26 protein-coding genes and 1 pseudogene are annotated in these 26981 nt (G+C 72.2%); 14 read left to right on the top strand and 13 right to left on the bottom strand.

Going from position 1 to position 26981, the window contains the following annotated elements; genetic code table 11:
- Positions 1–123 precede the first annotated feature (123 nt).
- Positions 124–795, top strand: coding sequence for a hypothetical protein (locus ACZ5TL_RS24175; RefSeq protein WP_468592273.1), 672 nt, complete (start codon positions 124–126; stop codon positions 793–795).
- Between the two features lie 94 nt (positions 796–889).
- Here ACZ5TL_RS24175 and ACZ5TL_RS24170 read toward each other — a convergent pair whose 3' ends face one another.
- The 3 genes from ACZ5TL_RS24170 to ACZ5TL_RS24160 are packed head-to-tail and all read right to left on the bottom strand — an operon-like array spanning position 890 to position 3938.
- The gene (locus tag ACZ5TL_RS24170; RefSeq protein WP_468592272.1) at positions 890–2023 is read right to left on the bottom strand and encodes an Mrp/NBP35 family ATP-binding protein; all 1134 of its coding nucleotides are present in this window, start codon (positions 2021–2023) and stop codon (positions 890–892) included.
- Between the two features lie 42 nt (positions 2024–2065).
- Entirely contained in the window at positions 2066–2665 is a 600-nt protein-coding gene (locus tag ACZ5TL_RS24165; RefSeq protein ID WP_468592271.1) for a DUF1003 domain-containing protein, read from the bottom strand.
- Entirely contained in the window at positions 2655–3938 is a 1284-nt protein-coding gene (locus ACZ5TL_RS24160; RefSeq protein ID WP_468592270.1) for a magnesium transporter MgtE N-terminal domain-containing protein, read from the bottom strand. Before ACZ5TL_RS24160 ends, ACZ5TL_RS24165 begins: the two co-directional genes overlap by 11 nt.
- A 225-nt stretch (positions 3939–4163) precedes the next feature.
- Between ACZ5TL_RS24160 and ACZ5TL_RS24155 the strand changes: the two genes are divergently transcribed.
- Entirely contained in the window at positions 4164–4919 is a 756-nt protein-coding gene (locus ACZ5TL_RS24155; protein WP_468592269.1) for a hypothetical protein, read from the top strand.
- 4 nt (positions 4920–4923) lie between these two features.
- Here the strand turns inward: ACZ5TL_RS24155 and ACZ5TL_RS24150 are convergent, their stop codons facing one another.
- Together ACZ5TL_RS24150 and ACZ5TL_RS24145 are read right to left on the bottom strand one after the other, a co-directional pair.
- Positions 4924–5436, bottom strand: coding sequence for a hypothetical protein (locus ACZ5TL_RS24150; RefSeq protein ID WP_468592268.1), 513 nt, complete (start codon positions 5434–5436; stop codon positions 4924–4926).
- A gap of 23 nt (positions 5437–5459) precedes the next feature.
- Positions 5460–6575 carry a magnesium and cobalt transport protein CorA gene (locus ACZ5TL_RS24145; protein ID WP_468592267.1) on the bottom strand — a complete coding sequence of 372 codons (1116 nt, stop codon included), beginning with the start codon at positions 6573–6575 and terminating at the stop codon, positions 5460–5462.
- Between the two features lie 457 nt (positions 6576–7032).
- On the opposite strand from ACZ5TL_RS24145, the gene ACZ5TL_RS24140 reads away from it, so the two are divergent.
- From ACZ5TL_RS24140 to ACZ5TL_RS24125, 4 genes are all read left to right on the top strand, one after another.
- Positions 7033–7617 (top strand): suppressor of fused domain protein, encoded by a 585-nt coding sequence (locus tag ACZ5TL_RS24140; RefSeq protein WP_468592265.1) that lies wholly within the window; start codon positions 7033–7035, stop codon positions 7615–7617.
- Between the two features lie 280 nt (positions 7618–7897).
- Positions 7898–8539 (top strand): DUF6758 family protein, encoded by a 642-nt coding sequence (locus tag ACZ5TL_RS24135; protein ID WP_468592264.1) that lies wholly within the window; start codon positions 7898–7900, stop codon positions 8537–8539.
- A gap of 161 nt (positions 8540–8700) precedes the next feature.
- Entirely contained in the window at positions 8701–9558 is an 858-nt protein-coding gene (locus ACZ5TL_RS24130) for a PHP domain-containing protein (protein WP_468592263.1), read from the top strand.
- Between the two features lie 164 nt (positions 9559–9722).
- The gene (locus ACZ5TL_RS24125) at positions 9723–10328 is read left to right on the top strand and encodes a MarC family protein (protein WP_468592262.1); all 606 of its coding nucleotides are present in this window, start codon (positions 9723–9725) and stop codon (positions 10326–10328) included.
- Between the two features lie 422 nt (positions 10329–10750).
- Here ACZ5TL_RS24125 and ACZ5TL_RS24120 read toward each other — a convergent pair whose 3' ends face one another.
- Positions 10751–10903 carry a hypothetical protein gene (locus ACZ5TL_RS24120; RefSeq protein ID WP_003992775.1) on the bottom strand — a complete coding sequence of 51 codons (153 nt, stop codon included), beginning with the start codon at positions 10901–10903 and terminating at the stop codon, positions 10751–10753.
- A gap of 230 nt (positions 10904–11133) precedes the next feature.
- Here ACZ5TL_RS24120 and ACZ5TL_RS24115 point away from each other — a divergent pair, with 230 nt between their 5' ends.
- The gene (locus ACZ5TL_RS24115) at positions 11134–12027 is read left to right on the top strand and encodes an NYN domain-containing protein (RefSeq protein ID WP_468592260.1); all 894 of its coding nucleotides are present in this window, start codon (positions 11134–11136) and stop codon (positions 12025–12027) included.
- Here ACZ5TL_RS24115 and ACZ5TL_RS24110 read toward each other — a convergent pair.
- Both ACZ5TL_RS24110 and ACZ5TL_RS24105 read right to left on the bottom strand, forming a co-directional pair.
- Positions 12024–12896 carry an alpha/beta fold hydrolase gene (locus ACZ5TL_RS24110; RefSeq protein WP_468592259.1) on the bottom strand — a complete coding sequence of 291 codons (873 nt, stop codon included), beginning with the start codon at positions 12894–12896 and terminating at the stop codon, positions 12024–12026. The two genes, ACZ5TL_RS24115 and ACZ5TL_RS24110, sit on opposite strands and share 4 nt — an antisense overlap.
- 155 nt (positions 12897–13051) lie before the next feature.
- The gene (locus ACZ5TL_RS24105; RefSeq protein ID WP_468592257.1) at positions 13052–15307 is read right to left on the bottom strand and encodes a DEAD/DEAH box helicase; all 2256 of its coding nucleotides are present in this window, start codon (positions 15305–15307) and stop codon (positions 13052–13054) included.
- Positions 15308–15785: 478 nt separating this feature from the next.
- Here ACZ5TL_RS24105 and ACZ5TL_RS24100 point away from each other — a divergent pair, with 478 nt between their 5' ends.
- Positions 15786–16532: a ferritin-like fold-containing protein gene (locus ACZ5TL_RS24100; RefSeq protein ID WP_468592256.1), complete on the top strand. Its 747-nt coding sequence runs from the start codon at positions 15786–15788 to the stop codon at positions 16530–16532.
- Between the two features lie 126 nt (positions 16533–16658).
- On the opposite strand, the gene ACZ5TL_RS24095 is transcribed toward ACZ5TL_RS24100, so the two are convergent.
- From ACZ5TL_RS24095 to ACZ5TL_RS24075, 5 genes are all read right to left on the bottom strand, one after another.
- Entirely contained in the window at positions 16659–16925 is a 267-nt protein-coding gene (locus ACZ5TL_RS24095) for a hypothetical protein (protein ID WP_468592254.1), read from the bottom strand.
- A 265-nt stretch (positions 16926–17190) separates the two neighbouring features.
- Positions 17191–17418, bottom strand: coding sequence for a DUF3107 domain-containing protein (locus tag ACZ5TL_RS24090; protein WP_425946511.1), 228 nt, complete (start codon positions 17416–17418; stop codon positions 17191–17193).
- Between the two features lie 135 nt (positions 17419–17553).
- Positions 17554–18201 carry a TetR/AcrR family transcriptional regulator gene (locus ACZ5TL_RS24085; RefSeq protein WP_190049469.1) on the bottom strand — a complete coding sequence of 216 codons (648 nt, stop codon included), beginning with the start codon at positions 18199–18201 and terminating at the stop codon, positions 17554–17556.
- Entirely contained in the window at positions 18198–18413 is a 216-nt protein-coding gene (locus ACZ5TL_RS24080) for a hypothetical protein (protein ID WP_468592253.1), read from the bottom strand. Before ACZ5TL_RS24080 ends, ACZ5TL_RS24085 begins: the two co-directional genes overlap by 4 nt.
- Positions 18410–18634, bottom strand: coding sequence for a hypothetical protein (locus ACZ5TL_RS24075; protein ID WP_468592252.1), 225 nt, complete (start codon positions 18632–18634; stop codon positions 18410–18412). The genes ACZ5TL_RS24080 and ACZ5TL_RS24075 overlap by 4 nt, the downstream gene beginning before the upstream one ends.
- A 256-nt stretch (positions 18635–18890) precedes the next feature.
- Here ACZ5TL_RS24075 and ACZ5TL_RS24070 point away from each other — a divergent pair, with 256 nt between their 5' ends.
- From ACZ5TL_RS24070 to ACZ5TL_RS24045, 6 genes and pseudogenes are all read left to right on the top strand, one after another.
- On the top strand, positions 18891–19952 hold the full coding sequence (locus tag ACZ5TL_RS24070) for an alpha/beta fold hydrolase (RefSeq protein ID WP_468592251.1): 1062 nt from the start codon (positions 18891–18893) through the stop codon (positions 19950–19952).
- 8 nt (positions 19953–19960) lie between these two features.
- Positions 19961–21505: a DUF3152 domain-containing protein gene (locus ACZ5TL_RS24065; RefSeq protein WP_468592250.1), complete on the top strand. Its 1545-nt coding sequence runs from the start codon at positions 19961–19963 to the stop codon at positions 21503–21505.
- Positions 21506–22111: 606 nt separating this feature from the next.
- The gene (locus ACZ5TL_RS24060) at positions 22112–23884 is read left to right on the top strand and encodes a DUF3492 domain-containing protein (RefSeq protein WP_468592249.1); all 1773 of its coding nucleotides are present in this window, start codon (positions 22112–22114) and stop codon (positions 23882–23884) included.
- Positions 23881–25167, top strand: a complete 1287-nt coding sequence (locus ACZ5TL_RS24055; RefSeq protein WP_468592248.1) for a hypothetical protein — start codon at positions 23881–23883, stop codon at positions 25165–25167. The genes ACZ5TL_RS24060 and ACZ5TL_RS24055 overlap by 4 nt, the downstream gene beginning before the upstream one ends.
- Positions 25168–25287: 120 nt before the next feature.
- Positions 25288–26247, top strand: a complete 960-nt coding sequence (locus tag ACZ5TL_RS24050) for an NAD-dependent epimerase/dehydratase family protein (RefSeq protein ID WP_468592247.1) — start codon at positions 25288–25290, stop codon at positions 26245–26247.
- Positions 26235–26979 (top strand): annotated as a pseudogene (locus ACZ5TL_RS24045) (spherulation-specific family 4 protein). Before ACZ5TL_RS24050 ends, ACZ5TL_RS24045 begins: the two are co-directional and overlap by 13 nt.
- The last annotated feature ends 2 nt before the right edge of the window (positions 26980–26981 follow it).

Genomic DNA, 26981 nt, shown 5'->3' with positions numbered 1-26981 from the left:
GCCGGGCGGTTTCCTTGCTGCTCGCGGCGGTGTGGCTATGCTGCCGAGTTGTTGTGCGGACCGGTCGAGTACGCCCGAAGGGGGGCGGGCCGCTCCGGTCCGACGAGAGCGAGGAGCGGGCACATGGAGACGACGAGTCGGGCAGTCGCGCAGACGCCGGCCGCGGAGGACGGACAACAGCTCCCCTCCGCCCGGCGTACGGTCGACGGCTACCTGCGCGCGCCCTTCCCGTGGTACGGCCTCGACGAGGCGTTCACGGGGCCGCGCTGGCTGATGCAGGTCGGAACGACGGCCGACGGGGCCGTGGAACACGGGTCGATCGGACACGGTGACGAGCCCACGGTGCGCAACGAGCATGCCGCCGGAGGCGATCAGGAGGCCATGGAGAAGTTCGCGGTCGTGGTGACCGTGGCCGCGAACCCCTCCCGGCGCAGCGCGGACGGCACGGGGTTGCTGGAGGCCACGTCGGTGTCGTCCGCGGCCTGGCTCGCGGGTGTGGGGCTGCTGTCCTTCACCTGGCCCGGTCATATGGACCACTCGCTGCGGGACGACTGGCTGGAGCAGCAGACCGAGACGGCGTGGGTGCTGGCGGACGACCTCGAAGGGTCCCACTGGTCGACGCTGTCGCTTCCCGTGGACGGGGTGCCGACGGCGTTCCACTACCGGGAGTCGGAGTTCGGGTGGGTGCTGGCCGGGTCGACTTCGGCGGGTGTGCACCTCGGGGCGTACGGCAGAGGCATGAGCGCGTACGGGCTCGGGTTCTCCGTGGTGAAGGACATCGCCGCGTACGCGTGAACTCCGGGGCGCCGGCTTTCCGGCGCCCCTCGCCGTGGGGTCTCCGCTTCGTCGGCGGCCGCCGACGCGATGCGGCCGGTCGCGCGGCTCCGGTCTAGAACTTGTTCCGCGGAGTGATCCCCAGGGACAGGCCCGACAGACCCCGCTGCCTGCCGCCCAGCTTGCCCGCGATCGCCCGCAGGGCCGAGCCCGCCGCCGAGTCCGGGTCCGTCAGGACGACCGGCTTGCCCTCGTCGCCGCCTTCGCGGAGGCGGACGTCGATCGGGATGCTGCCGAGGACCGGGACGTTCGTGCCGGTCGTGCGGGTCAGGCCGTCGGCGACCACCTGGCCGCCGCCCGTGCCGAAGACGTCGACCATCTCGTCGCAGTGCGGGCAGGGCAGGCCGGACATGTTCTCGACCACGCCGACGATCTTCTGGTGGGTCTGCACGGCGATGGAGCCCGCGCGCTCGGCGACCTCGGCCGCCGCCTGCTGCGGGGTCGTGACGACCAGGATCTCGGCGTTGGGGACCAGCTGGGCGACGGAGATCGCGATGTCGCCGGTGCCGGGCGGCAGATCCAGCAGCAGGACGTCCAGGTCGCCCCAGTACACGTCCGCGAGGAACTGCTGGAGGGCGCGGTGGAGCATCGGGCCGCGCCAGACCACCGGGGCGTTGCCCGGGGTGAACATGCCGATCGAGATGACCTTCACGCCGTTCGCCGACGGCGGCATGATCATGTTCTCGACCTGGGTGGGACGGCCGTCGGCGCCCAGCATGCGCGGCACGGAGTGGCCGTAGATGTCGGCGTCGACGACACCGACCTTGAGTCCGTCGGCCGCCATCGCCGCCGCCAGGTTCACCGTCACCGAGGACTTGCCCACGCCGCCCTTGCCGGAGGCGACCGCGTAGACGCGGGTGAGGCTGCCCGGCTTGGCGAAGGGCACCTCGCGCTCGGTCTGGCCGCCGCGCAGGGCGTTCGCCAGCTCCTTGCGCTGCTCGTCGCTCATCACGTCGAGCGTGACGTCGACGCGGGTGACGCCCTCGACCGCGGACACCGCGTCGGTCACGCGCTGCGTGATCGTCTCCCGCATCGGGCAGCCCGAGACCGTGAGGTACACGGTGACCGCGACCGCTCCGTCCGCGCCGATCTCCACGGACTTGACCATCCCGAGTTCGGTGATGGGCTTGTGGATCTCGGGGTCGTTCACCGTCGCCAGTGCTTCGCGCACCGCGTCTTCCGTAGCCATAGGACGATGGTACGGCGCTGTACCGGTGCGTAGGAAAGCGTCTCAGCGGTCGTCTGCGTCACGTCCCCGTGACTGTTCCGCCGGGAATGCGACGGGGTCGTGACGGTGGCCCGTCTGGCGTTCCTCCAGCTCCTTGATCACGTCCTGGAACTCGGAGCGGATCCAGTCGCGGGTGGCGACCTCGCCCAGGCCGATACGCAGGGCCGCGATCTCGCGGGTCAGGTACTCGGTGTCCGCGATCGACCGCTCGTTCTGCTTGCGGTCCTGCTCCAGGTTGACCCGGTCGCGGTCGTCCTGCCGGTTCTGCGCGAGCAGGATCAGCGGGGCGGCGTAGGAGGCCTGGAGCGACAGCATCAGCGTCAGGAAGATGAACGGGTACTCGTCGAACCTCAGGGGCCGGGGCGCGAGGCTGTTCCACGCCACCCACAGGATGATGGCGGCCGTCATCCAGACCAGGAACCGTCCGGTGCCGAGGAAGCGCGCGATGCGTTCCGAGAACCGCCCGAAGGCCTCCGGGTCGTACTCGGGCAGGATCCGGTGCCGGGGCACGCCCGGCTGGTCGAGGCGGGCGGCGCGCGGCCGGGAGGCGGCCGTGGCGCCCGCCGGCGTGCGCTCGCGCAGGACGTCGCGCTCAGGAACCATCGGTCGCCACCTCCTCGTCCAGGTGGAACTCCGTCTCCCGCCAGTCCTCGGGGAGCATGTGGTCGAGGACGTCGTCCACGGTCACCGCGCCCAGCAGCGAGCCGGCCTCGTCGACCACGGGGGCGGAGACCATGTCGTACGTGGCGAAGAACCCCGCGACGGCCCGCAGCTCCGCCTCGGGGTCGAGGGGCTGCAGGTCGCTGTCCAGGATCGAGCCGACCAGGGAGGGCGGTGGCTCCCGCAGCAGGCGCTGGAAGTGGACGGTGCCCAGGTACTTGCCGGTCGGGGTGTCGTCGGGCGGGCGGCAGACGTAGACCTGGGCCGCCAGGGCGGGGGAGAGGTCGGCGTTGCGGACGCGGGCGAGGGCGTCGGCGACGGTGGCGTCCGGCCGCAGCACGATCGGCTCCGTGGTCATCAGACCGCCCGCCGTGCGGTCCTCGTACGACATCAGGCGCCGCATGTCGGCCGCGTCGCCGGGCTGCATCAGGCGCAGCAGCCGCTCCTGGTCGTCCGTGGGCAGCTCGCCCAGCAGGTCGGCGGCGTCGTCCGGGTCCATGGCCTCCAGGACGTCGGCGGCACGCTCCTCCTTGAGCTTGCCGAGGATCTCGATCTGGTCGTCCTCCGGGAGCTCCTCCAGCACGTCGGCCAGGCGGTCGTCGTCCAGGGCGGCGGCGACCTCGGCCCGGCGCTTGGGGGAGAGGTGGTGCAGGACGTTGGCCAGGTCGGCCGGGCGCAGCTGCTCGAACGTGGCGAGGAGGCTCTCCGCGCCCTGCCCCTGCTCCTCCAGGGAGAAGCCGGTCACGGCGGTCCACTCGACGGTCAGCGCCTCCCCCCTGGCGCGCCGGAAGGCGCTTCCCTTCCGGCCCTTGCGGACGAAGACCCGGTCGATCTCCCAGTCCCGGCGGGCCGGCAGCTGATGCACCGACAGGTCGAGGACGGTGACCTCCTCGCCGGTCTCGGTGAGCGTCACCCGCCGGTCCAGCAGTTCCCCGAAGACCAGCCGCTCGGTGGGCCGCTGCTCGAAACGCCGCACGTTGAGCACGCCGGTGGTGATGACCTGGCCGGACTGGATGGCCGTGACCCGGGTCATGGGCAGGAAGATGCGGCGGCGGGTGGCGAGTTCGACGACGAGGCCGAGCAGCCGCGGCGGTCGCTGCCCCACCCGCAGCATGACGACCAGATCGCGCACCCGGCCCACCTGGTCGCCGGCGGGGTCGAAGACGGCGACACCGGAGAGGTGCGAGACGAAGATCCGGGGGGCGCCCGCTGCCATGGCCGCGGCTCCTTTTCGTGCGGGGTGGTTCGTGGTGCCGGTCTGGGTGACTGTCCTTGTGCCTGTGTCTTCCGAATTGCCCGCTCGGGTGGGCTTCAGGCTAGCCCGTCCTGATCGGGGGTGCGTCGGTGGACGGCCCGGGCGGACCGGCTCCGACCTGCTCGCACGTCCCCGGTACCCTGCGGTACGCCGTTCAGGTCTCCCGTCAGAGAGGCAGCCCCACCTGTGACTCCGATTCGCCAGAGCCGTGGCCGTGGTGCCGCACTCGCGAGCGCGACGTGCGCACTGCTCGTGACGGGAACGGTGCTCACGGGCTGCGCGGAGGATCCGAACGAGGGCACCAACGGGATCGGCAGACTGCCCGCCGCCCAGATCCAGAGAAAGACCCGTGCCGTCGCCGAGTCCGCCCAGGCGGTCCGGGTGCACGGCAACGTCGTCAGTGGCGGCCGGACGTACGCGCTCGACATGCGGCTGAAGGACGACGGCGGCACCGGCTCGGTCACCACGCGGGGCACGACCTTCGAGCTGCTGCGCCTCGGTGAGCAGCTCTTCGTCAAGGCGGACGCGGAGTTCTGGAGTCATGGCAGCGGCCAGGGCGGGGAGGGCAAGGAGGACGCGGCGGCGGCCTCCAAGCTCGGCGGCAAGTTCGTGAAGGTGCCGCAGGGCGACCCTTCGTACAAGAAGTTCAGCGGGTTCACGGACAAGGGAGTCCTCCTCGACGGTCTGCTGACCCTGCACGGCACACTCGCGACGGACGGCCACGACGAGCAGGCGGGCGTCCGCACCATCCGCGTCACCGGCGACAAGGGCTCCGGCGGCACCCTGGAGGTCGCCCTGGAGGGCACGCCGTACCCGCTGCGCCTGGAGCGGGCCGGCAAGGCGGGCGCCTTCACGTTCTCCGCCTGGGGGCAGGACTTCGCCCTCAAGGAACCGGAGAAGAGCGAAACGGTGGACTACGGCAAGCAGCTGCCGACGTCGTAGGCCGTCACGTCCGTTTGTGCTTCTTCCGCAGCAGGCGGGGCAGCCCCGCCGGGATCGGCCGGCGGGTGATCGCCGGGGACGGCAGCGGCGGCTCGGACAGGGAGCCGTCGGGCAGCGGGGCCGTCGCCCCGGTCGGCTCCAGCCGCAGGACGCGGCACTCGCGGGCCCAGCGGTCGGTCATGGCCTCGCCGTCGGGCGCGTTCAGCCGTTTGCCCTTGAGCTCGGCGACCGCCGCGTCCCACGCCTCGGACCCCGGCGCGAGCTGCGTGACCCGCGCCGTCCAGGAGACCAGCCGGCCGCCTTTGTCCTTGCTGCGGACCGTCACCCGGGCCTCGGCCCCGTCGGCCAGCCCCGGCAGCGGCTGCTCACCGGGCCCGTCACCGACCAGGCAAGCGGCGCCCTCGTGCCACACGTGCCACAGGGCGCGCGCCGGGCCGTCGGGGCCCTGGACCCAGACGAGGCCGGACTTCTTCGTGGCCTCCTCGACGAGGGCCTGGCCGAGCAGCTCACTTGTCATGGGGCCCAGCCTAACCAGGCTGCTCACAGCCACCCGTTCCGCTTCAGCGTGCGGTGGATACCGAGACAGATGACCACCGTGATGCCCATGATCACCGGGTATCCGTACCGCCAGTGCAGCTCCGGCATGTGGTCGAAGTTCATGCCGTACACCCCGCAGACCATCGTCGGCACGGCGATGATCGCGGCCCACGAGGTGATCTTCCGCATGTCCTCGTTCTGCGCCACGGACGCCTGCGCCAGGTTGGCCTGGAGGATGGAGTTCAGCAGCTCGTCGAAGCCGAGGACCTGCTCCTGGACCCGGGCCAGGTGGTCGGCGACGTCCCGGAAGTACTTCTGGATGTCCGGGTCGACCAGCCGCATCGGCCGCTCGCTCAGCAGTTGCATGGGCCGCAGCAGCGGCGACACGGCCCGCTTGAACTCCAGCACCTCGCGCTTGAGTTGGTAGATCCGGCCGGCGTCCGAACCGCGCGGGGAGCCCTTGCGGCCCGGGGAGAACACCTCGGTCTCCACCTCGTCGATGTCGTCCTGCACCGCGTCGGCGACGGCGATGTACCCGTCGACGACGTGGTCGGCGATGGCGTGCAGCACGGCCGAGGGGCCCTTGGCCAGCAGCTCCGGGTCGTCCTGGAGGCGGTGCCTGAGGGCCCGCAGGGAGCCCTGCCCGCCGTGCCGGACGGTGATGAAGAAGTCCCGGCCGGTGAAGCACATGACCTCGCCGGACTCGACGACCTCGCTGTTGGCGTCGAGCTGGTCGTGCTCCACGTAGTGGATGGTCTTGAAGACCGTGAAGAGCGAGTCGTCGTAGCGCTCCAGCTTGGGCCGCTGATGGGCCTGGACGGCGTCCTCCACGGCCAGCGGGTGCAGCCCGAACTCGCCGGCGATGCCGGAGAATTCGGCCTCCGTCGGCTCGTGCAGACCGATCCAGACGAAGCCCCCGTCGCGGCGCACCAGGCGCACCGCCTCGTGCGGGGTGAGCGCGCTCTCGGTCTCGATGCGGCGGCCGTCGCGGTAGACGGCGCAGTCGACGACGGCGGTGGCCGCCGCGGGGCTGCGGGTGGCGTCATACGTCCCGCCGTCCTTGCGCAGCGACACGCGGGACGGACGGACGACGGCGCGCAGGTCGCGGATCATCGACATGGCGGGCTCCTTCGCGGGCGGGCGACGAAAGGCACCGACGACGGGTGGAACTACCCGGAATGAGGACGTTGTGACTGCGGATGTTTGGCACGTCCACAAAGCGGGGAGCACCGCACCGTCGCGGTGGCGAGTCTCGTCACTGATTCAGCTACTGAGGCAGATCAGGCAAAGCGAAACGAAGCGCTCTTCCGCGAGAAGCGAGTGCGAGAGGTGGCGACCAGCCAGAGCCAGAACAGCTACGTCAGCGGCGGGAAGAGCGTGGTGCTACTGCACGGTCGACTTCGGTCCATTGCAGCCCCACCTCCTCCGGCCGGTCCCTCGTAAGGGAGTTCCTTCGGCGTCGGGGCTTGATCGCGACGCTTCTGCGTGCTGCCCCGAACCACCGGGCAAGAGTAGCAGCCGACACAACTGTCAAGGCCCTGCTTTGCCCACTGCCGACGAGTTCTATGCTCGCCGCATGGCAGATGTTCTTCCTCTGGTCGAGGCCCGGTTGCGCACCGCGCTGGGCGAACCGGACGCGCGCGCCGCGGTCACCTTCCTCGGCACGGACCGCATCGAGGTGCTCCGCTTCCAGGAGGGCGACATCGTCCGCTACGCCACGCTCGGCATGTCGGCGCACCCCATGACGGATCCCACGGCGGTCGTCGCCGACCCGGTCGAGGGCCCGCGCGCCGAGCTGGTCCTCTCGGTCCGCTCCGGGCTAGCCGACACCGGCAAGGTGCTCCGTCCGCTCGCCGTACTCGCCGCGTCTCCGCAGGTGGAGGGCCTGGTCGTGGCGCCGGGAGCTTCCCTCGACGTCGGCGAACCGCTGTGGCCCGGCGCCCCCTTCACCTCGGTCCTGGTCGCCGAGCCGGGCGGCCTGGTCGAGGACCTGGAACTCGACGGCCCCCTCGACCCCGTACGGTTCCTGCCGCTGCTGCCGATGACCCCGAACGAGGCCGCATGGAAGCGCGTGCACGGCGCGCAGGCGCTCCAGGAGCGGTGGCTGAACCATGGGACGGACCTCCGGGATCCGTCCCGGAAGTCCGTCCCGCTGGAGTGAGGAAGCTCACCAACCCCTTGCCGGAGAGCATCAGTTGGCGAAGAGGGTCGCCCCGGCGGCCGCCCACACGGACTTGGGCTGCTTGAGGAGGCCGCCCGCGCCGGCGTCGTAGGGGTCCATGCGTACTTCCGTTCCCGGGACGGGGATGGTTGGTGCATGCACACGCTAAGTTAGCCAAGCTAATCAATGCGAGTTACATCTGGTGTGGGCGGTGAAGGGTTCCGTCCGGATGGGTGATCGTCCTTGACGCGGCGGGGCGGGGGTAGGACCGTGGGGCCCTATGAGGGGCGAACCCAGTTGCCCGAAGTGCGGTGGCCGGGTCAGGGCTCCCGGCCTCTTCTCCGATTCGTGGCAGTGCGATCTGCACGGCACCGTTCATCCGGTGCAGCCCGTGATACCGCCCAGCGTCGACGCCCTCAACGTCGTGGTGCACCGCACGCAGGTGCCGCTGTGGATGCCGTGGCCGCTGCCGGTGGGGTGGCTGTTCACGGGGGTGGCCTGCGCGGGCGACGATCGCACGGGCGGCCGTGCCACGGCCGTGGCGTGTACGGGGCCCGGTCCGCTCGGCGGGATGGGCGAGCTGATCCTCGTCGCCGAGGAGCTGGGCGTCGGGCTCGGCGCGCGGTACGCGGGGATGGAGGGGCCCGACCCCGGGCCGTACATGGACGTCGGGAAACCGGCTCAGGCGAAGGTGCTGGCCGCGGGGCGGCCCACGCCGCTCTGGCATGTCTCCGGGGCGCCGGACGACCGCGCGGTCTTCGCCGGTGAGGCGCTGGGGATGTGGCTGTGGGCCGTGGTGTGGCCGGAGCAGTCCGGGTTGCTGATGTACGACGAGCTGGTGCTCACGGACTTGCGGGACGCCGGGGCCGAGGTCGAGTTGGTGCCGTGTGGCGCCCTGTCGCCGCGGTTGCTGGGGCCGTGAGGGCGGGTCCCTGCGGCCCTCGCGGGTCGCGCAGGCCGCCGCGTCCCTCCATGGCGGTGATGTAGGGGGCGCTAGCCGGGTTCGGGTGTGACACGAGGCGTCGGAAAATCTGGTTATCCTTAAGCAGCCCTGTCGTCCCGCCGGTGTCTGGAGTCCGAGTCGTGCGCATCGATCTGCACACCCACTCCACCGCTTCCGACGGCACGGACACACCGGCCGAGCTGGTACGCAAGGCCGCTGCGGCCGGTCTGGACGTCGTCGCGCTCACCGATCACGACACCACCCGGGGGCATGCCGAGGCGGCCGCCGCGTTGCCCGAGGGGCTGACGCTGGTCACCGGGGCCGAGCTCTCCTGCCGGATCGACGGGGTCAGCATGCACATGCTGGCCTACCTCTTCGACGCCGAGGAGCCTGCGCTGCTCGCCGAGCGGGAACTGGTCCGGGACGACCGAGTGCCGCGGGCCCAGGGCATGATCACCAAGCTTCGGGAACTGGGCGTGCCCGTGACCTGGGAGCAGGTGGCGCGGATCGCCGGTGAGGGGTCCGTCGGGCGTCCGCATGTGGCGAGCGCGCTCGTGGAGCTGGGTGTCGTCCCGACCGTGAACGACGCCTTCACGCAGGACTGGCTGGCCGACGGCGGCCGGGTCTTCGTGGAAAAGCACGAGACCGATCCCTTCGAGGCGATCCGGCTGATCAAGGGCGCCGGCGGGGTCGCGGTGTTCGCCCATCCCGGGGCGAGCAAGCGGGGGCTCACGGTGCCGGAGACCGCGATCGCCGAGATGGCCGCGGCGGGGCTGGACGGCATCGAGGTCGATCACATGGACCACGACGCGGACACGCGTGCGCGGCTGCGGGGGCTGGCCAAGGAGCTCGGGCTGCTCGTGACCGGGTCCTCGGACTATCACGGCAGCCGGAAGACGTGTGTGCTCGGGGAGTACACGACGGATCCCGAGGTGTACGGGGAGATCACGCGCCGGGCCTTCGGGGCGTTTCCCGTGCCCGGGGCCGGCGGGGTCTGAGGTGCCTCTCCCGTAGGTCCGTTCTTTCCCGGGCCGGCGTCGCCGGCCGCCCCCGCCGGTTCCGCCGTGCGGAACCCTCGCAGCAGGAGCGGAAGCGGTCGCGGTACCTCGCCGTCCGCCGCCCTCCCGCGTGCTCCACCACCACCAGCAAGGCCATCACGCTCATGTTCGACCTCGCCGTCTTCGGCTCACTCTTCCTCACCCTCTTCGTCATCATGGATCCCCCCGGGATCACCCCGATCTTCCTCGCCCTCACCACCGGGCGGCCCGGCAAGGTGCAGAAGCGGATGGCCTTCCAGGCCGTCTGCGTCGCCGGTGGCGTGATCACCGTGTTCGGGCTCCTCGGGCACCAGATCCTGAACTACCTGCACGTGTCCGTGCCCGCGCTGATGATCGCGGGCGGTCTGCTGCTTCTGCTGATCGCGCTCGATCTGCTCACCGGGAAGACCGACGAGCCGAAGCAGACCAAGGACGTCAACGTCGCCCTCGTCCCGCTGGGCATGCCGCTGCTGGCCGGGCCGGGGGCGATCGTGTCGGTGATTCTCGCCGTGCAGAAGGCGCACACGGTGGCCACGCAGGTGTCCGTGTGGACGGCGATCCTGGCCATCCACGTCGTGCTGTGGCTGGTGATGCGCTACTCGCTGGTGATCATCCGGATCATCAAGGACGGCGGTGTGGTCCTGGTGACACGGCTCGCGGGCATGATGCTCTCCGCGATCGCCGTGCAGCAGATCATCAACGGCGTCACCCAGGTGATCCGGGGGAGCTGACCGGGCCCGTCCGGCCCGGCCGAGCCGATCGCGCCGGCCGCTTCCGAGTGGGCGAGGCGCTCGTCGATGGGGTGCGCGCGGTCTCGGCCGCTGGAGACGGCCGGCTGGGCTTGCCCCGGCGCTCGTCCTCCAGCGGACAGCCGATGGCCACGCCGTCGGTGCGGCACCGGACGTTGACCCAGTCGCGCACCCTCGGCGGCCGGTGCGGGCGGGCCGCGGGCCGGGAGCCGTTCACTGACGCCGTCCAGTTCGTGCGGTTCCTCGTCCGGCCGGCCCGTCGCCGTCATGTGGTCCACCGTCCCGTTCTCGCTCGCGTAGTGGCCCTCGGCCAGTACGCCCCCGGTCGCGGAAGTCCGCGACAGCGAAGCCCCCGCACGGCCGATGCCGGGCGGGGGCTGCGAAGTGTGGGAGAGCGGCGCGCGTTATGAGGCCGTGGTCTCGGCCGGGCGGATCCACAGGCGCTGCCCGATGGCGGCGGCCTGCTGAACGATGCGGTTGACGGAGGCGGCGTCCACAACGGTCGAGTCCACGGGTGTGCCGTCGACGTCGTCGAGTCGCATGATTTCGAAGCGCAAGGGGCTTCTCCCTTCGTCTGGTCATCCTCCTGAGGAGAACTACTTGGGTGTGCGGCCCACCGGGCTTCTGTGCCCGGTGTTCCTTATGGGTCAACAGTGCTGCACGTTCCAAACATTCCCTACGCTAAGGAAATTTTTCGAACTGCTAATTACTGAGCCGTAAGAGTGTCGTTACAGGACCGACCGGGACCGGTTGTGTTCGCAGCGTGACCGCCGGGACAATGGAGGTGATGAACGACGACCTCGCGGCCCTCAGCGCCCGCATCGACCGCACCAACGAGCTGCTCCAGCGCATGCTCGCCGAGGTGGCGAAGACGCCCTCGACCCACGCGATCTTCGTCGATGCCGGGTATCTGTACGCGGCCGCGGGACGCCTCGCCACCGGCACGGAGGACCGCCGGGCCTTCGACCTGGACGCCGAGGGCCTGATCGACGCGCTCATCGACAGGGCCCGCACGATCTTCGCGGACAGCAGGTTGCTGCGGGTCTACTGGTACGACGGCGCCCGCCGCCGCATCCACACGGCCGAGCAGCAGTCCATCGCGGAGCTGCCGGACGTCAAGGTGCGGCTGGGTAATCTCAACGCCAACAACCAGCAGAAGGGCGTCGACTCCCTCATCCGCTCCGACCTGGAGTCCCTCGCCCGGCACCGCGCCATCAGCGACGCGGCCCTGCTCGGCGGCGACGAGGACCTGGTGTCGGCCGTGGAGGCGGCCCAGGGCTACGGCGCCCGGGTGCACCTCTGGGGCATCGAGGCGCCCGAGGGCCGCAACCAGGCGGAGCCCCTCCTGTGGGAGGTCGACAGTCAGCGCACCCTCGACCTCGACTTCTTCAAGCCGTACGTCTCCCGCCGCGCCGCCCCTGCCTACGAGGCGACCCCGGCCCGGCCCGCCCGCGAGGACGTGCGGTTCGTGGGCGCGCAGATCGCGGCGAAGTGGCTGGCGGCACGCGGCCGGGACACGCTGGTGGAACTGCTGCCCGGGCACCCGTACCTGCCCGGCTCGGTGGACCAGGACCTGCTCGTCGAGGCGGAGGGCCTCCTCCAGTACTCGCTGCGTGGCCAGGCCGACCTGCGGCGGGCACTGCGCGACGGCTTCTGGGAGCACCTGCGGACGCAGTACTAGACCGCTCGGACGCCGTCCCAGAAGTCGGCGAGGGCGTGGGCCGTCGGCACCGGCTGATCGGCGTTGGGGGAGTGCTCGGCGCCGGCGATGACCGTGCGGCGCGCGTTCAGCCGTACGGCCATGTCGTCGAGGGTCGCCACCGGCCAGGTGTCGTCGTGCGCGCCCGACAGGACGTGGAACGGCAGTGGAACGGCGGCCAGTTCGGCGACGCGGTCCGGCTCGGTGCACAACTGACGGCCGGTCGCGAGAAGCTGGGCGGGGCTGTGGCCCAGCCAGCGGCGGCGCAGCTGCTCCTGGTCACCGATACCGCGGGCGGGTCCGCCGACCTCCTCCGGCGGTCCCATCGCCTGGATCGCCTCCCACACCTCTGCCATCGACATCACGGCGAGCGCGTCCCGCAGCAGCTTCACACGCTGCTGCTGGGAGACGGAGATCTCCGCCGGGCCGGACGAGACCAGGGTGAAGGAGAGGAAGGGGGAGTGGTCGAGCAGCACGGCGGCTCGGGCGATCTGCCCGCCGAGCGAGTGCCCGACGAGGTGCACGGGCACGCCGAGCACCTCGGCCTGCGCGTGCACGTCACGGGCCAGTTCCGGCTGGGCGTAGGCGGATTCGTCGTCCAGCGGCCCGTCCGACTCGTGCTGACCCCGCCCGTCCACGGCGACGACCCGGTACCCCCGCGCCGCGAGCGGCTCGTGCAGCAGCCCGAAGTCCTCCTTGCTGCCGGTGAATCCGGGCAGCATCAGGACGACCCCCCGGACCTCGGTCCCCGCCCTCGGCGACGAGTCGACGGTGGCGAACTCACCCTGGGCCGTGCGCAGGTGGCAGGCGCGGGCGCCCGGAGGCGTGGGGAAGGTGGGGTGGCTGGTCACGGGGGTGAAGGGTAGCGGGTGGGGCGGGACTGACCGGGTGCCCGGGGTGAACGTCGACGCCAGGCATGGGACCGGGGCGGGGCCGGCCGGGTGCACCCGGTGCACGCCGACGGCCCGGCCCCATGGGGTGGGGCCGGGCCGTCGAAGAGGGAGTGTCAGCCCTCTGTGGGCTCCACTGCGGCGGTGGCCTTGCGGGTGCGGCGGGCCTTGGGCTTCGCCTCCGTAGCGTCCTGCGAGTCAGCGGCCGGGGCGACCACGGCCGCCTTCCGCGTCCGGCGCGGCTTGGCCTCGGCGGCCTCCGGCTCCTGGGCCGTCTGGGCCGGGATCTCGGCGGTGGTCTCGGCGGCCTTGCGGGTGCGGCGGCGCGGCTTGGCTTCCGTGCCCTCGGCCGTGTCGACGGTGGCCTCGGCCGCGGCGGCGGTCTTGCGGGTGCGGCGGGGCTTGGCCTCGGCGGCTTCAGCCGTGTCGACGGTGGCCTCGGCCGCAGCCGCGGTCTTACGCGTCCGGCGCGACTTGGCCTCGGTGGCCTCCGCCTCGGGAGCCGCGGCGGCGGCAGCCGTCTTCCGCGTCCGGCGCGGCTTCGTCTCCGCCGGCTCCGGCGTGGACTCGGTGGTGCCCTCGGCCGTGTCGACCGCAGACTCGGCAGCGGGCGCCGTGGTCTTGCGGGTGCGGCGACGCGGCTTGGTGGCGGCGGCCTCGGGCCCCGTGGTCACCGACGTGGCAGCCGCGGCAGCCGTGGGCTCCGTGGCCGACGGCGTCACCGCGGCCTCGGTCTCCGCTGCGGGCGTCTCCGCCGGCGACTCCACGACCGGCGTCTCCGACCGGCGCGTACGGCGCCGGCGCGGCTTCGCAGCCGTCTCGGCAGCCTCCGCGGCCGTGCCCTCCGCCGTCGTCACGGCGTGCTCCGCCTGCTCGGACGCGGGGGCCTCGACCGTCGTGGCCGGTGCTGCCTCGGCTGACGCGCCGCCGCGGGTGCGGCGACGGTGGCGCGGCGTGCGGGGAGCCGTGACGGCCTCCGCCTCGGCGGCACCGCCGGTGGCGGGGATCTCCGGTGCGGTGGTGCCCGCGGTGGCGACGGTGGTCTCCGGCGCTCCGTCCAGCGGGGTCCCGCCGCGCGTACGGCGGCGGCGTCGCGGCGTGCGCGACGGACGCTCGGGGGCGGCCGACCGGGACTCGTTCCGGTCGCCGCGGCCACCCCGGCCGCGCGGCCCCCGGCCGCCCGTTTCGCCCAGGTCCTCCAGCTCCTCCGCGGCCAGCCCGGCGCGCTTGCGCTCCGAGCGCGGCAGGACGCCCTTGGTGCCCTCGGGGATGCCGAGGTCGGCGTAGAGGTGCGGGGAGGTGGAGTACGTCTCCGGCGGGTCGTTGAAGCCCAGGTCCAGCGCCTTGTTGATGAGCTGCCAGCGCGGGATGTCGTCCCAGTCGACGAGCGTGATCGCGATGCCTTTGGCGCCCGCGCGGCCCGTACGGCCGATGCGGTGCAGGTACGTCTTCTCGTCTTCCGGCGACTGGTAGTTGATGACGTGCGTCACGCCCTCGACGTCGATGCCGCGGGCGGCGACGTCGGTGCAGACGAGTACGTCCACCTTGCCGTTGCGGAAGGCCCGCAGGGCCTGCTCGCGGGCGCCCTGGCCGAGGTCGCCGTGGACCGCGCCGGACGCGAAGCCGCGCTGCTGGAGCTGGTCGGCGAGGTCCGCCGCGGTGCGCTTCGTGCGGCAGAAGACCATGACCAGTCCCCGGCCGTCGGCCTGCAGTATGCGCGCGACCATCTCGGGCTTGTCCATGTTGTGCGCGCGGTAGATGTGCTGCTTGGTGTTCGCCACCGTCTTGCCCGCGTCGTCCGGCGCCGTGGCGCTGATGTGCGTGGGCTGCGACATGTAGCGGCGGGCCAGTCCGATGACCGCGCCCGGCATGGTGGCCGAGAACAGCATCGTCTGACGCCGGACCGGCAGCATGTTGATGATCTTCTCGACGTCGGGCAGGAAGCCCAGGTCGAGCATCTCGTCGGCCTCGTCGAGGACCAGGCACCTGACGTGCTTCAGGTTCAGCTTCTTCTGCCCGGCGAGGTCGAGCAGCCGGCCCGGGGTGCCGACGACCACGTCGACGCCCTTCTTCAGGGCCTCGACCTGGGGCTCGTAGGCCCGGCCGCCGTAGATCGCGAGGACGCGCACGTTGCGCACCTTGCCCGCGGTCAGCAGGTCGTTGGTGACCTGCGTGCACAGCTCTCGCGTGGGGACGACGACCAGGGCCTGCGGGGCGTCGGTGAGGTCCTCGGGCTCGGCGCGTCCGGCCTCGACGTCGGCGGGGACGGTGACGCGCTCGAGGAGCGGGAGGCCGAAGCCCAGCGTCTTGCCGGTGCCGGTCTTGGCCTGGCCGATGACGTCCGCGCCCGAAAGGGCCACGGGAAGCGTCATCTCCTGGATGGGGAAGGCGGTGATGATGCCGACGGCCTCCAGGGCCTCGGCGGTCTCGGGAAGGATCCCGAGCTCTCGGAACGTGGTAGTCAGGGTGCTGCCTCTTCTGTGTGGGCGACGCGAGGCGAGCGCGGGGGTCGTGTCGGACCGTGCCGGGGACGTCGGCTGCCTACGGGCGGGCCGTGGAGCACGGGACCGCGCCGACGCTCGAGCGCTCGTGCCGCTGAGGGTGTCCCCTCCGGGTCTCGTACGCACAGTGCCGTACGGCCGGGGAGGGCTGTCGGGTCGGAGCCGATCGGGCCACCGACCGGGCATCCTCATACGTGCGGCCTGTCGAGGTACGGCGACGTACCAGCAGGCGCATTACCACCATACCCCGGAATCGCGCACACGCGATGGCCGATTTGGTCACGTAGTCGTCGTCACAGTGATTGACCAGGGCCTTACGCCTCCCGGCGGGCGAGCTATTGTGCGCTTCATGACGAGCTCTGACAAGCCTGAGAACGCCTCGGACACCGCTGCCGCATCCACCTCAGTCGCCGCCCGGGACTGGGCGACGGCCTCCGCCGACCCGCAGTACCGTGCCGCGGTCGTGGACCTGCTCGGGGCGCTCGCGTACGGGGAGCTGGCGGCGTTCGAGCGGCTCGCGGAGGACGCCAAGCTGGCACCGACGCTGGACGACAAGGCGGCGCTGGCCAAGATGGCCTCGGCCGAGTTCCACCACTTCGAGAGGCTGCGCGACCGGCTCGCCGAGATCGGGGAGGAGCCGACGCGCGCGATGGAGCCGTTCGTCGCCGCGTACGACGGGTTCCACAAGCAGACGGCCCCCTCCGACTGGCTGGAGGGCCTCGTCAAGGCCTACGTCGGCGACTCCATCGCCAGTGACTTCTACCGGGAGGTCGCCGCCCGGCTGGACTCCGACTCCCGCAGCCTGGTGCTGGCGGTGCTCGACGACACGGGGCACGGCGGTTTCGCCGTGGAGAAGGTGCGCGCCGCGATCGACGCCGACCCGCGGGTGGGCGGGCGGCTCGCGCTGTGGGCGCGGCGGCTGATGGGTGAGGCGCTGTCGCAGTCCCAGCGGGTTGTCGCCGACCGGGACGCGCTGTCGACCATGCTCGTGGGCGGTGTCGCGGACGGGTTCGACCTCGCCGAGGTCGGCAAGATGTTCTCCCGGATCACCGAGGCCCACACCAAGCGGATGGCCGCGCTGGGCCTGGCCGCGTAGCGCCGCGCGAAGGGTACTCCCGGCCGGAACGCGATCGCGACAGCGGGCGGGCCACGGGCGGACGGGGTGGCCGGGGGCGGTGCGCCTCGCCCCTGACGGCTCCGGCTACGCCGTGGCCGCTCCGGCTTACGCCGTCGCTGATCGGCGCAGCCGGCCCGCGGGGCGCAGCAGCAGCGACAGCGAGGCCACCGAGACGATCACCGCGCCGAGCAGGACGAGTAGCAGATGCCCCGCGTCCAGCGCGCTGTGCATCACGAAGGCCCCGAAGAGGGCACCGGCGACACCGGTCGACACGACCAGGGGGCGCGCCGGGAGACGGTGCGACAGGCGGTGCGTGGCCGCCCAGGCCAGAGCCAGGCCGAGGATCGCGGAGCTCAGCGCTTCCAGGAGCATGTCGGGGGTCCCTCCCACATGGCCGGCCTGCCAAATCGGTCGTAGGCCGTCTTACCCCTGACCTGCGGAATCCAATCCACTCGCGTGGGCGACTTGTGCTCCATCCGTGGAGGAACCGGTGTGCCGCAAGGGGACATCGCGAAGGCGGGGAACGCGACGGGGGAGATCGACGATGGCGGAGATCGCGAAGACGGAGATCGCGAAGGAGTGAACGCAAAGGGGGCGGGTCGGCCGACAGCCGTCCCGCCCCGCTTCGCACCGGTGCCTACAGCGCGCCGAAGCCCACCTTGCGCGGGGCCGGCTCGCCGATCTCGATGTAGGCGAGACGGTCGGCCGGGACCAGAACCTTGCGGCCGTGCTCGTCCACGAGGCTCAGCAGCGGCGACTTCCCAGCCAGCGCCTCGGACACGGCCCGCTCGACCTCCTCGGCACTCTGACCGCTCTCCAGAACGATCTCGCGGGGCGCGTGCTGCACGCCGATCTTGACCTCCACGGCTATGTCCCTCCGACGGTCAGTGATGTGCGCGACCTTCCGCGCCGTACGCAGCACACATTAGCCCGGTGAGGGGACGTACAGGCTCCGCCCGAGAACGCCACGAGCGAACATCGGGCGGGAACAACGCGCCCGTCAGTGGTGCTGCTGGTCCGTCCCGTGCAGCGGGAACCCCGCGATGCCGCGCCACGCCAGCGAGGTGAGCAGCTGCACCGCCTGGTCACGGGGCACGCTGCGGTCGCTGTGCAGCCAGGAGCGGGCCACCACCTGGGCAAGTCCGCCCAGGCCCGAGGCGAGCAGCATCGACTCCGCCCGCGACAGGCCGGTGTCCTCGGCGATCACGTCGCAGATCGCCTCCGCGCACTCGTTCGTGACCTTGTCGACGCGCTCGCGCACGGCGGGCTCGTTCGTCAGGTCCGACTCGAAGACCAGGCGGAAGGCGCCACCGTCGTCCTCGACGTACGCGAAGTAGGCGTCCATCGTCGCCCGGACGCGCTGCTTGTTGTCGGTCGTCGACGCGAGCGCGTTCCGCACGGCCTGGATGAGCGACTCGCAGTGCTGGTCCAGCAGCGCGAGGTAGAGGTCGAGCTTGCCCGGGAAGTGCTGGTAGAGCACCGGCTTGCTGACGCCCGCGCGCTCCGCGATGTCGTCCATCGCGGCCGCGTGGTAGCCCTGGGCCACGAAGACTTCCTGGGCGGCACCCAGGAGCTGGTTCCGTCGGGCACGGCGCGGCAGGCGTGTGCCCCGCGGGCGAACCGCCTCTGTCTGCTCGATGGCTGTCACGCCGCCTCCCATAGTCGTCCACGTGCGGATCTGGCCGCGTCGCCATCGTACTTTTCGGTAACCGTGGTGTGCGCGGTGAGAGCGCAGAATTTCACGGACCGGACGGTTGCGAAAGCGGTTGCGAAGGTTTCAAACAGGGTCAGAGCGGGCAAAATGCTGCCCCTTTCCTGCTCGACGGCGTCCTCCGCCGCCCCTCCGGCGGCGTGCGTCACCGGTAGTCGTCCTCGTCCAGTGAGACGATCCGGGTCTGCTCCACCAGGTCCGCCTCGTTGGCGCGGTCCGGGTCGACGCCGGTCAGCGGGTCGTCGCGGTCCGGCGCGATGTCCGCCTGCTGCTCGGCCGCGTCGACCTCCGGGGCCTCGACGTCGAACTCCTGTACCTCCGGCGCGTCCTCGGTCTCGAACGTCTCCGGGTCGGTGGGGTCTACGGCCATGCTGGGCTCCCTTCCTACGAACGTCCCTGGGAATGCAGGGGCCACACGCGGGTGCCCTCTGTACGAGCCTAGGAGACACCCGATCCGGACGCTATGCGATCCGCGTCCGGAGCGTGACGCGGTGCGTATCCCTTCGACTGCTTTCCATGGTGCTCCCGGTTGCCTTTTCCGCCGCCCCCTCAATGGGCCGATTCCTGTGACGGCGAACACAGGCGAACACATGAGTCACTGCGTGATCGTCTCGTAACATTGCCGCATGTCTTCGACCGAGCTGCCGTTCGTGCCGCCGCCCGCCAACGTGCTGCCGAGGGTGGGGACCGTCAGGGTCGCGGAGGGCGAGCGGCTGAGGTCGGTCCAGCTGCCCGGGGTCACGCTGACGGTGCGGTCGAGGCCGCCCGCGCGCGAGGGGCTGCCCCCCGCCCTGTACGTGCACGGGCTCGGGGGTTCCTCGCAGAACTGGTCGGCGCTGATGATGCTGCTGGAGGACACCCTCGACGGCGAGGCCGTCGACCTGCCGGGCTTCGGTGACTCGCCGCCGCCGGATGACGGCGACTACTCCGTCACGGGGCACGCGCGCGCGGTCATCCGGTACCTCGACGCCTCCGGGCGCGGTCCCGTGCATCTGTTTGGGAACTCGCTCGGCGGCGCCATCACCACCCGTGTCGCGGCGGTTCGGCCCGATCTGGTCCGTACGCTCACGCTTGTGTCGCCCGCTCTGCCGGAAATCCGCGTTCAGCGCACCGCCGTGCCCACGGGGCTGCTGGCGGTGCCCGGCGTGGCCTCGCTCTTCACCCGGCTCACCCGGGCCTGGACCGCGGAGCAGCGGGTCCGCGGCGTGATGGCACTGTGTTACGGGGATCCGGGGCGGGTGACGCCGGAAGGGTTCAGCAACGCCGTGCATGAGATGGAGCGGCGGCTGCGGCTGCCGTACTTCTGGGACGCGATGGCGCGCTCCGCGCGGGGGATCGTGAACGCGTACACGTTGGGTGGCCAGCACGGACTGTGGCGTCAGGCCGAGCGCGTTCTCGCACCGACCCTGCTCGTCTACGGCGGCCGTGACCAACTGGTGGGCTTCCGCATGGCGCAGAAGGCGGCCCGGGCCTTCCGGGACTCCCGGCTGGTGACGTTGCCGGATGCGGGTCATGTGGCGATGATGGAGTACCCGGAGACGGTGGCCATGGCATTTCGTGAACTCCTGCAGGATCCGGGAGAGTTGGGTGCGCAACATGCGCAGCCTGCGCAGCGTGAGCCGGAGGCCAAGGGCGCCGCGACGGGTGAGGGTGAGTCAGAGGGCATCAACGAGAGCATGGGGGGCTGAGGCGCGACGTGGGACGCCACAGCCGCCGTGGGTCCGTCGCCAAGGGCGACGCCGCGGACACCGGGGCCGGGTCGGAGCAGCGCCCGGCGCGGGGCCAGGGGCAGGGTCCGGACGCGAGCCGGGGCGGCCGTACGGCACCGCCCGGTTCCCCGCAGGGCGGCTGGTCGCCGCCGGGCCCGCGTCGAGTGCCGGGGCCACGGCCCGCACCTGCCCCCGGAACACCGCCGCACGGCACGCCGCGCCTGCCGGACGGCTGGCTTCCGGACGGGACTCCCGCGCGTGGTGTGCCGCGTTTTCCTGACGGGACTCCCGCACAGGGTGCGCCGCGGCTTCCCGACGGCACTCCTGCGCACGGTGTGCCGCGTTTTCCTGACGGGGCTTTGGCGCACGGTGTGCCGCGTTATCCCGATGGCACCCCCGTGCAGGGCTTTCCGCAAGCGCGTGGAGGGCACCCAGAACACCGGGAAGCCGGTGGTGGCTGGAGTGAGTTGAGGGGGAGTGGCGGGGGGCCCGCCGGCGGCGGAGCGCCGATACCGCGGCAGCGCCGGGCCTCCGGGCCCGGGCCGCGGCAGGACTATCTCGATGCCTTCGACGAGGAGGACGACGTCTTCGCGCCCCGAACGCCCGCCTCCGCGCACGCCGCCGACGTCTACGCCTCCGTCTCGGACTGGAACGTCGGCACCCCGGCCGACTCCGGGTCCGGTTCCGGCGACGCGGGGCCCACAGGCACGCCTGCGCCGGGCAAGGCCGGCAAGGGCCGTACCTTCACCGGTATCGCGGCCGCCGCCGTCACCACCGTGCTGGCCGTCATCGTCGCAGGTCAGGTCGCAGACGACCCCGCCGGTGGCGACGTGCAGTCGCAGTCCGCCACCGACCAGGCCCGCGACGTCCGGGACGCCGCGTCCCGCGCGGACGGACGGGCGCCCGCCCCGGAATCCAGCGCGGCGCCGCTGACCTACGACCAGAAGATGGGTCGCGTCTACCCGCTCGACGCCCAGCTCAAGGCCTCGGGCAAGTTCGACGCCGTCCCCGGCATCGCCAAGGCGCCGGGCGCCGGGCAGAAGTACACCTACCGTGTGGACGTGGAGCAGGGGCTGGGGCTCGACGGGGAGTTGTTCGCCGAGGCCGTGCAGAAGACCCTCAACGACCAGCGCAGCTGGGCCCACAACGGTGCGAGGACCTTCGAGCGCATCCACTCCGGGCGACCCGACTTCGTGATCACTCTCGCCAGCCCAGGCACCACCGCCGACTGGTGCGCCAAGTCCGGCCTGGACACCACCGTCGACAACGTCTCCTGCGACTCGGCCGCGACCGAGCGCGTGATGATCAACGCCTACCGGTGGGCACAGGGCGCGGAGACGTACGGCGACAGCAGGATCTACGCCTACCGGCAGATGCTGATCAACCACGAGGTAGGACACCGCCTCGGCTACGGCCACGTCACCTGCGACAAGGACGGCGACCTCGCCCCGGTGATGCAGCAGCAGACCAAGTTCCTCGACCACGACGGCGTCCGCTGCCGCGTCAACCCCTGGGCGTATCCCGGGAGCTGACAGTCACGGTGGGCCGTGTGGCGCGTTTCGCGTCGACCTGTGCCGACCTGTGTCGACCTGTGCCGACCTGTGTCGACCTGTGTCGACCTGTGTCGACCTGTGCGGAGAGTGCCCACACCTTCCGGGCATGTCGCCCGAGCCGCGGCGCGAACCGGGGCTCGCGCTGGTCTTCGTCGCGCATCACCTGGCTGTCGTACGCCAGGTCGGCGGCCAGGGTGCGGTGATGCGGCGGGGCAGGATCGCCGGGCAGGGCCCGTCGGGAGGCGTACGAGGCGTACGAGGCGTACGGGCCGTACGAGGAGCCACGGGACCTCTGCCCTGGGTGGTCGCCGGCCGCCCGCCGTACCCGCGCTCGACCTCGAGGCCGCCGCACGGCGCCGGGCGGAGCGACGGGGGTGGGGGTGGGCCGCGGTATGACGATCCGTGTCTGCTTGATCTCCTAGCGCGACAGAACGCGACCCGCACGGGAAAGTTACGACCGTTCACCCCTTTTGGTGGTGTGATGGACAACCGTCCGTCGCACCACCGCCTTGTCCGCATACGTTCGTCCCGCTGCGAGCCGCCGGGCAACGGCGGCTCCCCATACGGGAGATCGGGGGTGCACTCGTGCGCATCGGACTGCTTACGGAGGGTGGGTATCCGTACGTGAGCGGTGACGCCAGGCTCTGGTGCGACCGGCTGGTACACGGGCTCGGACAGCACGAGTTCGACGTCTACGCGCTCAGCCGCAGCGAACACCAGGAGGACGAGGGCTGGATCCCGCTGCCCCCGAACGTCCGCAGGGTGCGCACCGCACCGCTCTGGCAGGCCGAGGACGACGAGGTGGGGCTGGGGCGCCGCGCGCGTCGGCGGTTCGCCGAGTGCTTCGGGGAACTGGCGCGAGTGTTGTGCGGGGCGGCCGGCGGTGCTGCTGGCTCTCGTGCCTCCGGGGGTGCGGCGGTCGCTGCCACTGGGAGTGTGCCGGCCTCCGCCTCCGGCGCTGCTCAGGGCGGGGTGGATGCGGAGGCGGACCGTTTCGCCAACGCTCTCTACGGGCTGGCCGAACTCGCTCGGGAGCAGGACGGCCTGGCGGGAGCCCTCCGCTCCGAGGCCGCCGTCCGCACGCTGGAACGCGCCTGTCGTGCGCCCGGCGCCCAACGTGCGGCGCGTGAGGCGCGCGTACCGGATCTGCTCGCCGTGGCCACCTACCTGGAACGCGCCCTGCGCCCCCTCTCCCTCGACTGGTACGAGGACGACGGCCTCGGCGCGGTCGACCTCTGCCACGCCGCGTCCGGCGGCACCGCCGCCCTGCCCGGCCTGCTGGCCCGCCACTTCACCGGCGTGCCCCTGATGGTGACCGAGTACGGCGTACGCCTGCGGACGCACTACCTTGTCGCCTCCGAAGCCCCACCCGCCGTACGGTCCCTGCTCGCCGCGTTCCAGGGCAGACTCACTGCCGAGGCCTACCGGCAGGCCGAGGTCGTCACCGCCGGTAACACGCACGCCCGCCGCTGGCAGGAGCGCTGCGGAGCCGACCGCGCAAAGCTCCGCACGGTCTACCCCGGCATGGACGGCCGGCCCTTCGCGGAGGTCGGTGAGTCCCCGGAGGGCGCGGATCCGGACACGCTCGTCTGGGTCGGCCGCGTCGGGCCCGCCAAGGACCTGGTCTCGCTGCTTCACGCCTTCGCGGAGGTCCGCAGGCAGAGGCCGAGGGCCCGCCTGCGCGTCGTCGGCGCCGCCGCAGGCCCCGAGGGTGCGGCATACCTCGGCCACTGCAGGACGCTGGCCGCACAGCTCTTCCCCGACGAGGCCGAGGGACCGCACGCCGCCGGCGACAATCCGGTGTCCTTCGAGGAGGTCGGCGGCCCGGAACTCCCGTTGCCCGCCGATGCCTACGCCTCGGGGGCGGTGACCGTCCTGTCCAGCGTGGTCGAGGGCTTCCCCGTCGGCCTCGTCGAGGCCATGCTCTGCGGACGCGCGACGGTCTCCACGGACGTCGGCGCGGTCGTGGAGGTCATCGGTGGCACGGGGCTCGTCGTACCGCCACGTAATCCGCGGGCGCTCGCCGAAGCATGCGTGGCGCTGCTGCGCGACCCCGAGCGCCGTGCGCGCCTGGGTGCCGCCGCTCGCGCCCGTGCCCTCGAACTGTTCACAGTCGAGCAGAACATCGAGGCGTTTCACGGCATTTACCTGGAGATCGTCTCCCGCGCGCCCGTCCGGCGAGTCGTCCTCGACGGGGCGGGGGAGCCGCTGCCCTTCGCCGTTCCCGCCGAGGCCCAGGTGCCGGTCCGGTGGGGCACCCCGACGCCTCGCCGCGTCACCCCCAACGGCCCCGGCTGGGCCGCCGGCAGCTCCGTACGGGCCACCACTGCCGTCCCTGCCCCGGAGGGAGCGCGATGAAGGACCTGGGAGCACCAACCAGCCCTGGGGCGCGGGATGCCGACTCGGAGCAGGTGCTGGACTCAGCGAGGACGGCGTCGGCAGCCGCCCCGGAGCCGACCGACGGCCGTACGCCGCCAGCTGGACGGGAGACGACCGCTGACCCCGAGAGTCCGGCGAAGCGCGGCGCGGCCGTCGGCGGCAAGCCGTCCGCCTCGCGGCGCGGTGCCGCCGACCCAGTGAAGGCGCTGATCCACCGTCACCGGGAACTCTGCGAGCGTGCCGTGGACCCCCTCGACATCGCGGCAGGCCTGGAAGCGCACGGCATCACGGAACGCACCGCCGCCCGCTTCCGCCACCGGGACGTCTTCTCCCTCGCGGAGGAGATGTACGCCCGGGTCTCCCGGGAAGGGGACGCACCCCCGGCCATCCCACCCCCCGCCCTCCGGGCACGCGCCGACTGGGCCCTCCTGACCCTCCTGCCCGGCGCGCTCTGTGCCGCCGCTGTGACCGCCGTCCACCTCACAGACGGCCAGACACGCCTGTTCGCGGCGGCAGCCGGCGCTGTAGCCGTGGCCCTGGCCCTCCGCGCGGCCCTGCGGCGGGGCCCCCTGAGCAGGACCGGTGCGGGCCGACCGGGGCTCAGGCCAGGCGCAGCCGAGGGCGGGACCACCACGTGGACCCTGTGGCTCCTCGCGTACTCCCTCGGGGGTAACGGCCTTCTCCACAGCGCCCTCACCGGAGGTCCCGACGCCCCCTGGCCCCTCACCGCCGCTCCGCTCCTCGCTCTCGCCCTGGCCTGTGCGCCCGCGGCCTGGACCGCCCACCTCTTCACCGCCCGCGCCCGCCACAAGCTCGTGATGAGCCGCGGCCTGGAGGACTTCGCCGCCGCCGTACGCCCGCTCCTGCTCGGAATGGTCGCCCTGTTCCTGACCGCCCTGGCGGCCCTGCTCACCCTCTGCACCGCCTTCCTCGACGAATCCCCGGCCTACGCGGAGACCCTCGCCCTGGGCGGCCTCCTCTTCCTGGCCCGACTCCTCACCACCCATGGATTCACCTACGCCCCGGCCGTCGTCCTCACCGCGACGGCCACGGTCGAGGCGGCAGCCCTCGCCGCGGTCTTCACCTCCCGCCTCCCCGGCTGCGGCTTCCTGGCCACCCCCGTGGAAGCCCTGGCCACCACCTCGGGCGTCGGCAGCGTCCCCACCCTGGCCTGCGGAGCGGCGGCCCTGGCCCTCCTGGTCCACGCGACCCGCAAGCTGACCCGGGCCTCGGCCCACGCACCGCCGGAGCCCGCACGGTGACCGCCCCGGCCACCGGCGCCACTACCGACGGCAGCACCCGTCACACCCCTCCCTTCCGCCCTCAAGGAGAACCGGCATGACCACCCACCCAGGAGCCCCGGCCACGACGGGAGCCGCGCGATGAGAGTCCTGCTGATCGGAGCCAACGGCTACATCGGGCGCTTCGTCGCCGACCGCCTGCTCGCCGACCCGGCCGTGCAACTCACCGCACTCGGCCGCGGTGACGACGCCGACGTCCGCTTCGACCTCGCGTCCGGCAGCCCGGGTGCCCTCACCCGCTTCCTCGACGCGGTCCACCCGGGCGTCGTCGTGAACTGCGCCGGCGCCACCCGCGGCGGTGCGCGCGAACTCACCCGCCACAACACCGTCGCCGTGGCCACCGTCTGCGAGGCCCTGCGCCGCAGTGGCTGCGGCGCCCGTCTGGTGCAGATCGGGTGCAGCGCGGAGTACGGCCCCAGCCAGCCCGGCTCCTCCACGGCCGAGGACGCCGTGCCCCGTCCCGGCGGCCCGTACGGCGTCAGCAAACTCGCCGCCACCGAACTCGTCCTGGGCTCCGGCCTGGACGCCGTCGTCCTGCGCGTCTTCTCCCCGGCCGGACCCGGCACCCCGGCCGGCTCCCCGCTGGGTCGGCTCGCCGAGGCCATGCGCCGCGCCATGCAGTCCGGCGACGGGGAACTGAAACTCGGCGGCCTCGGCGCCCAGCGCGACTTCGTCGATGTCCGCGACGTGGCCCGCGCCGTGCACGCCGCCTCGCTCTCGGCCGCGCAGGGCGTCATCAACATCGGCTCGGGCCGCGCCGTACGACTGCGCGATGCCGCTGCGGTCCTCGCCCGCGTGGCCGGATACGGCGGCGCCCTCCACGAACTCGACGGCCCGCCCGGTGCCCTGCGCCCGGCCATCGGCCACCCCCGCCCCGACCCGGACCACGCGCCCCCGGTCGCGTACCCGTACCCGGACGGCTGCGGCGGCTGGCAGCAGGCCGACGTGCGCACCGCGCGCGACCGGCTCGGCTGGCGTCCCCGGATCGGGCTGGAGGAGTCCCTCGCCGACATCTGGATGGAGGCGGCATGCCGCATCTGACCAGGACCCAGGCCCGTACCCCGGGCACCGAACTCCGCCCCGGCGTCGGCGTCCCGGGCTATGCGCACCCCTCCTCGCCCCCACCGAGTGGGGCGAACTCACCCGCCCCGGCACCCCGCTGCACTGGGTGGTGCTGAACGTGGCCGACGGCCCCGGCGCCCGCCCCGACCCGCACTGCCTGGAGGCGGCCGGCCGCCTGCGCAACGCGGGCATCCGCGTCCTCGGCCGTCTCGACACCGGGTACGGCACCCGGAACTTCGGAGAGCTGATCTCCGACGCCCACCGGTCGACTGGTACCAGGTCGACGGCTTCCTCCTGGACCGCTGCCCGGCGGACCACGTCGCGCTGCCCGAGGTGCGCCGCACCGTCGCCACGCTCCGCGTGATCCGGGACGCTGCCCACATCGTCCTCGGCCACGGCATCCACCCGCACCCGGGCTACGCCGAGCTCGCCGACCAGTTGGTCACCTTCTCCGGCCCGTGGAGCGACTACCGCTGGTCGCAGGTGGCCGAGTGGACCGCGGACCATGTGCCCGAGCGCTTCTGCCACTTCGTCCACGGTGTGCCCCGCGACCATCTGGAGGAGGCGCTGTGCGTCGCCCGCTGGCAGGGCGCCGCGACGATCTGGTTCACCGACCACACGGACCGTGGGGGCCGGACCGACCCCTGGGAGACCATGCCCGGCTACTGGGACGAAGTCGTCTCGCTGGTCGGGACAGGTGTCTCGGAATGAAA

The organism is Streptomyces sp. NPDC033136 (assembly GCF_055578235.1).
The sequence above is the reverse complement of the archived record's forward strand: the minus strand, read 5'-3'. Positions and strand labels throughout refer to the sequence as shown.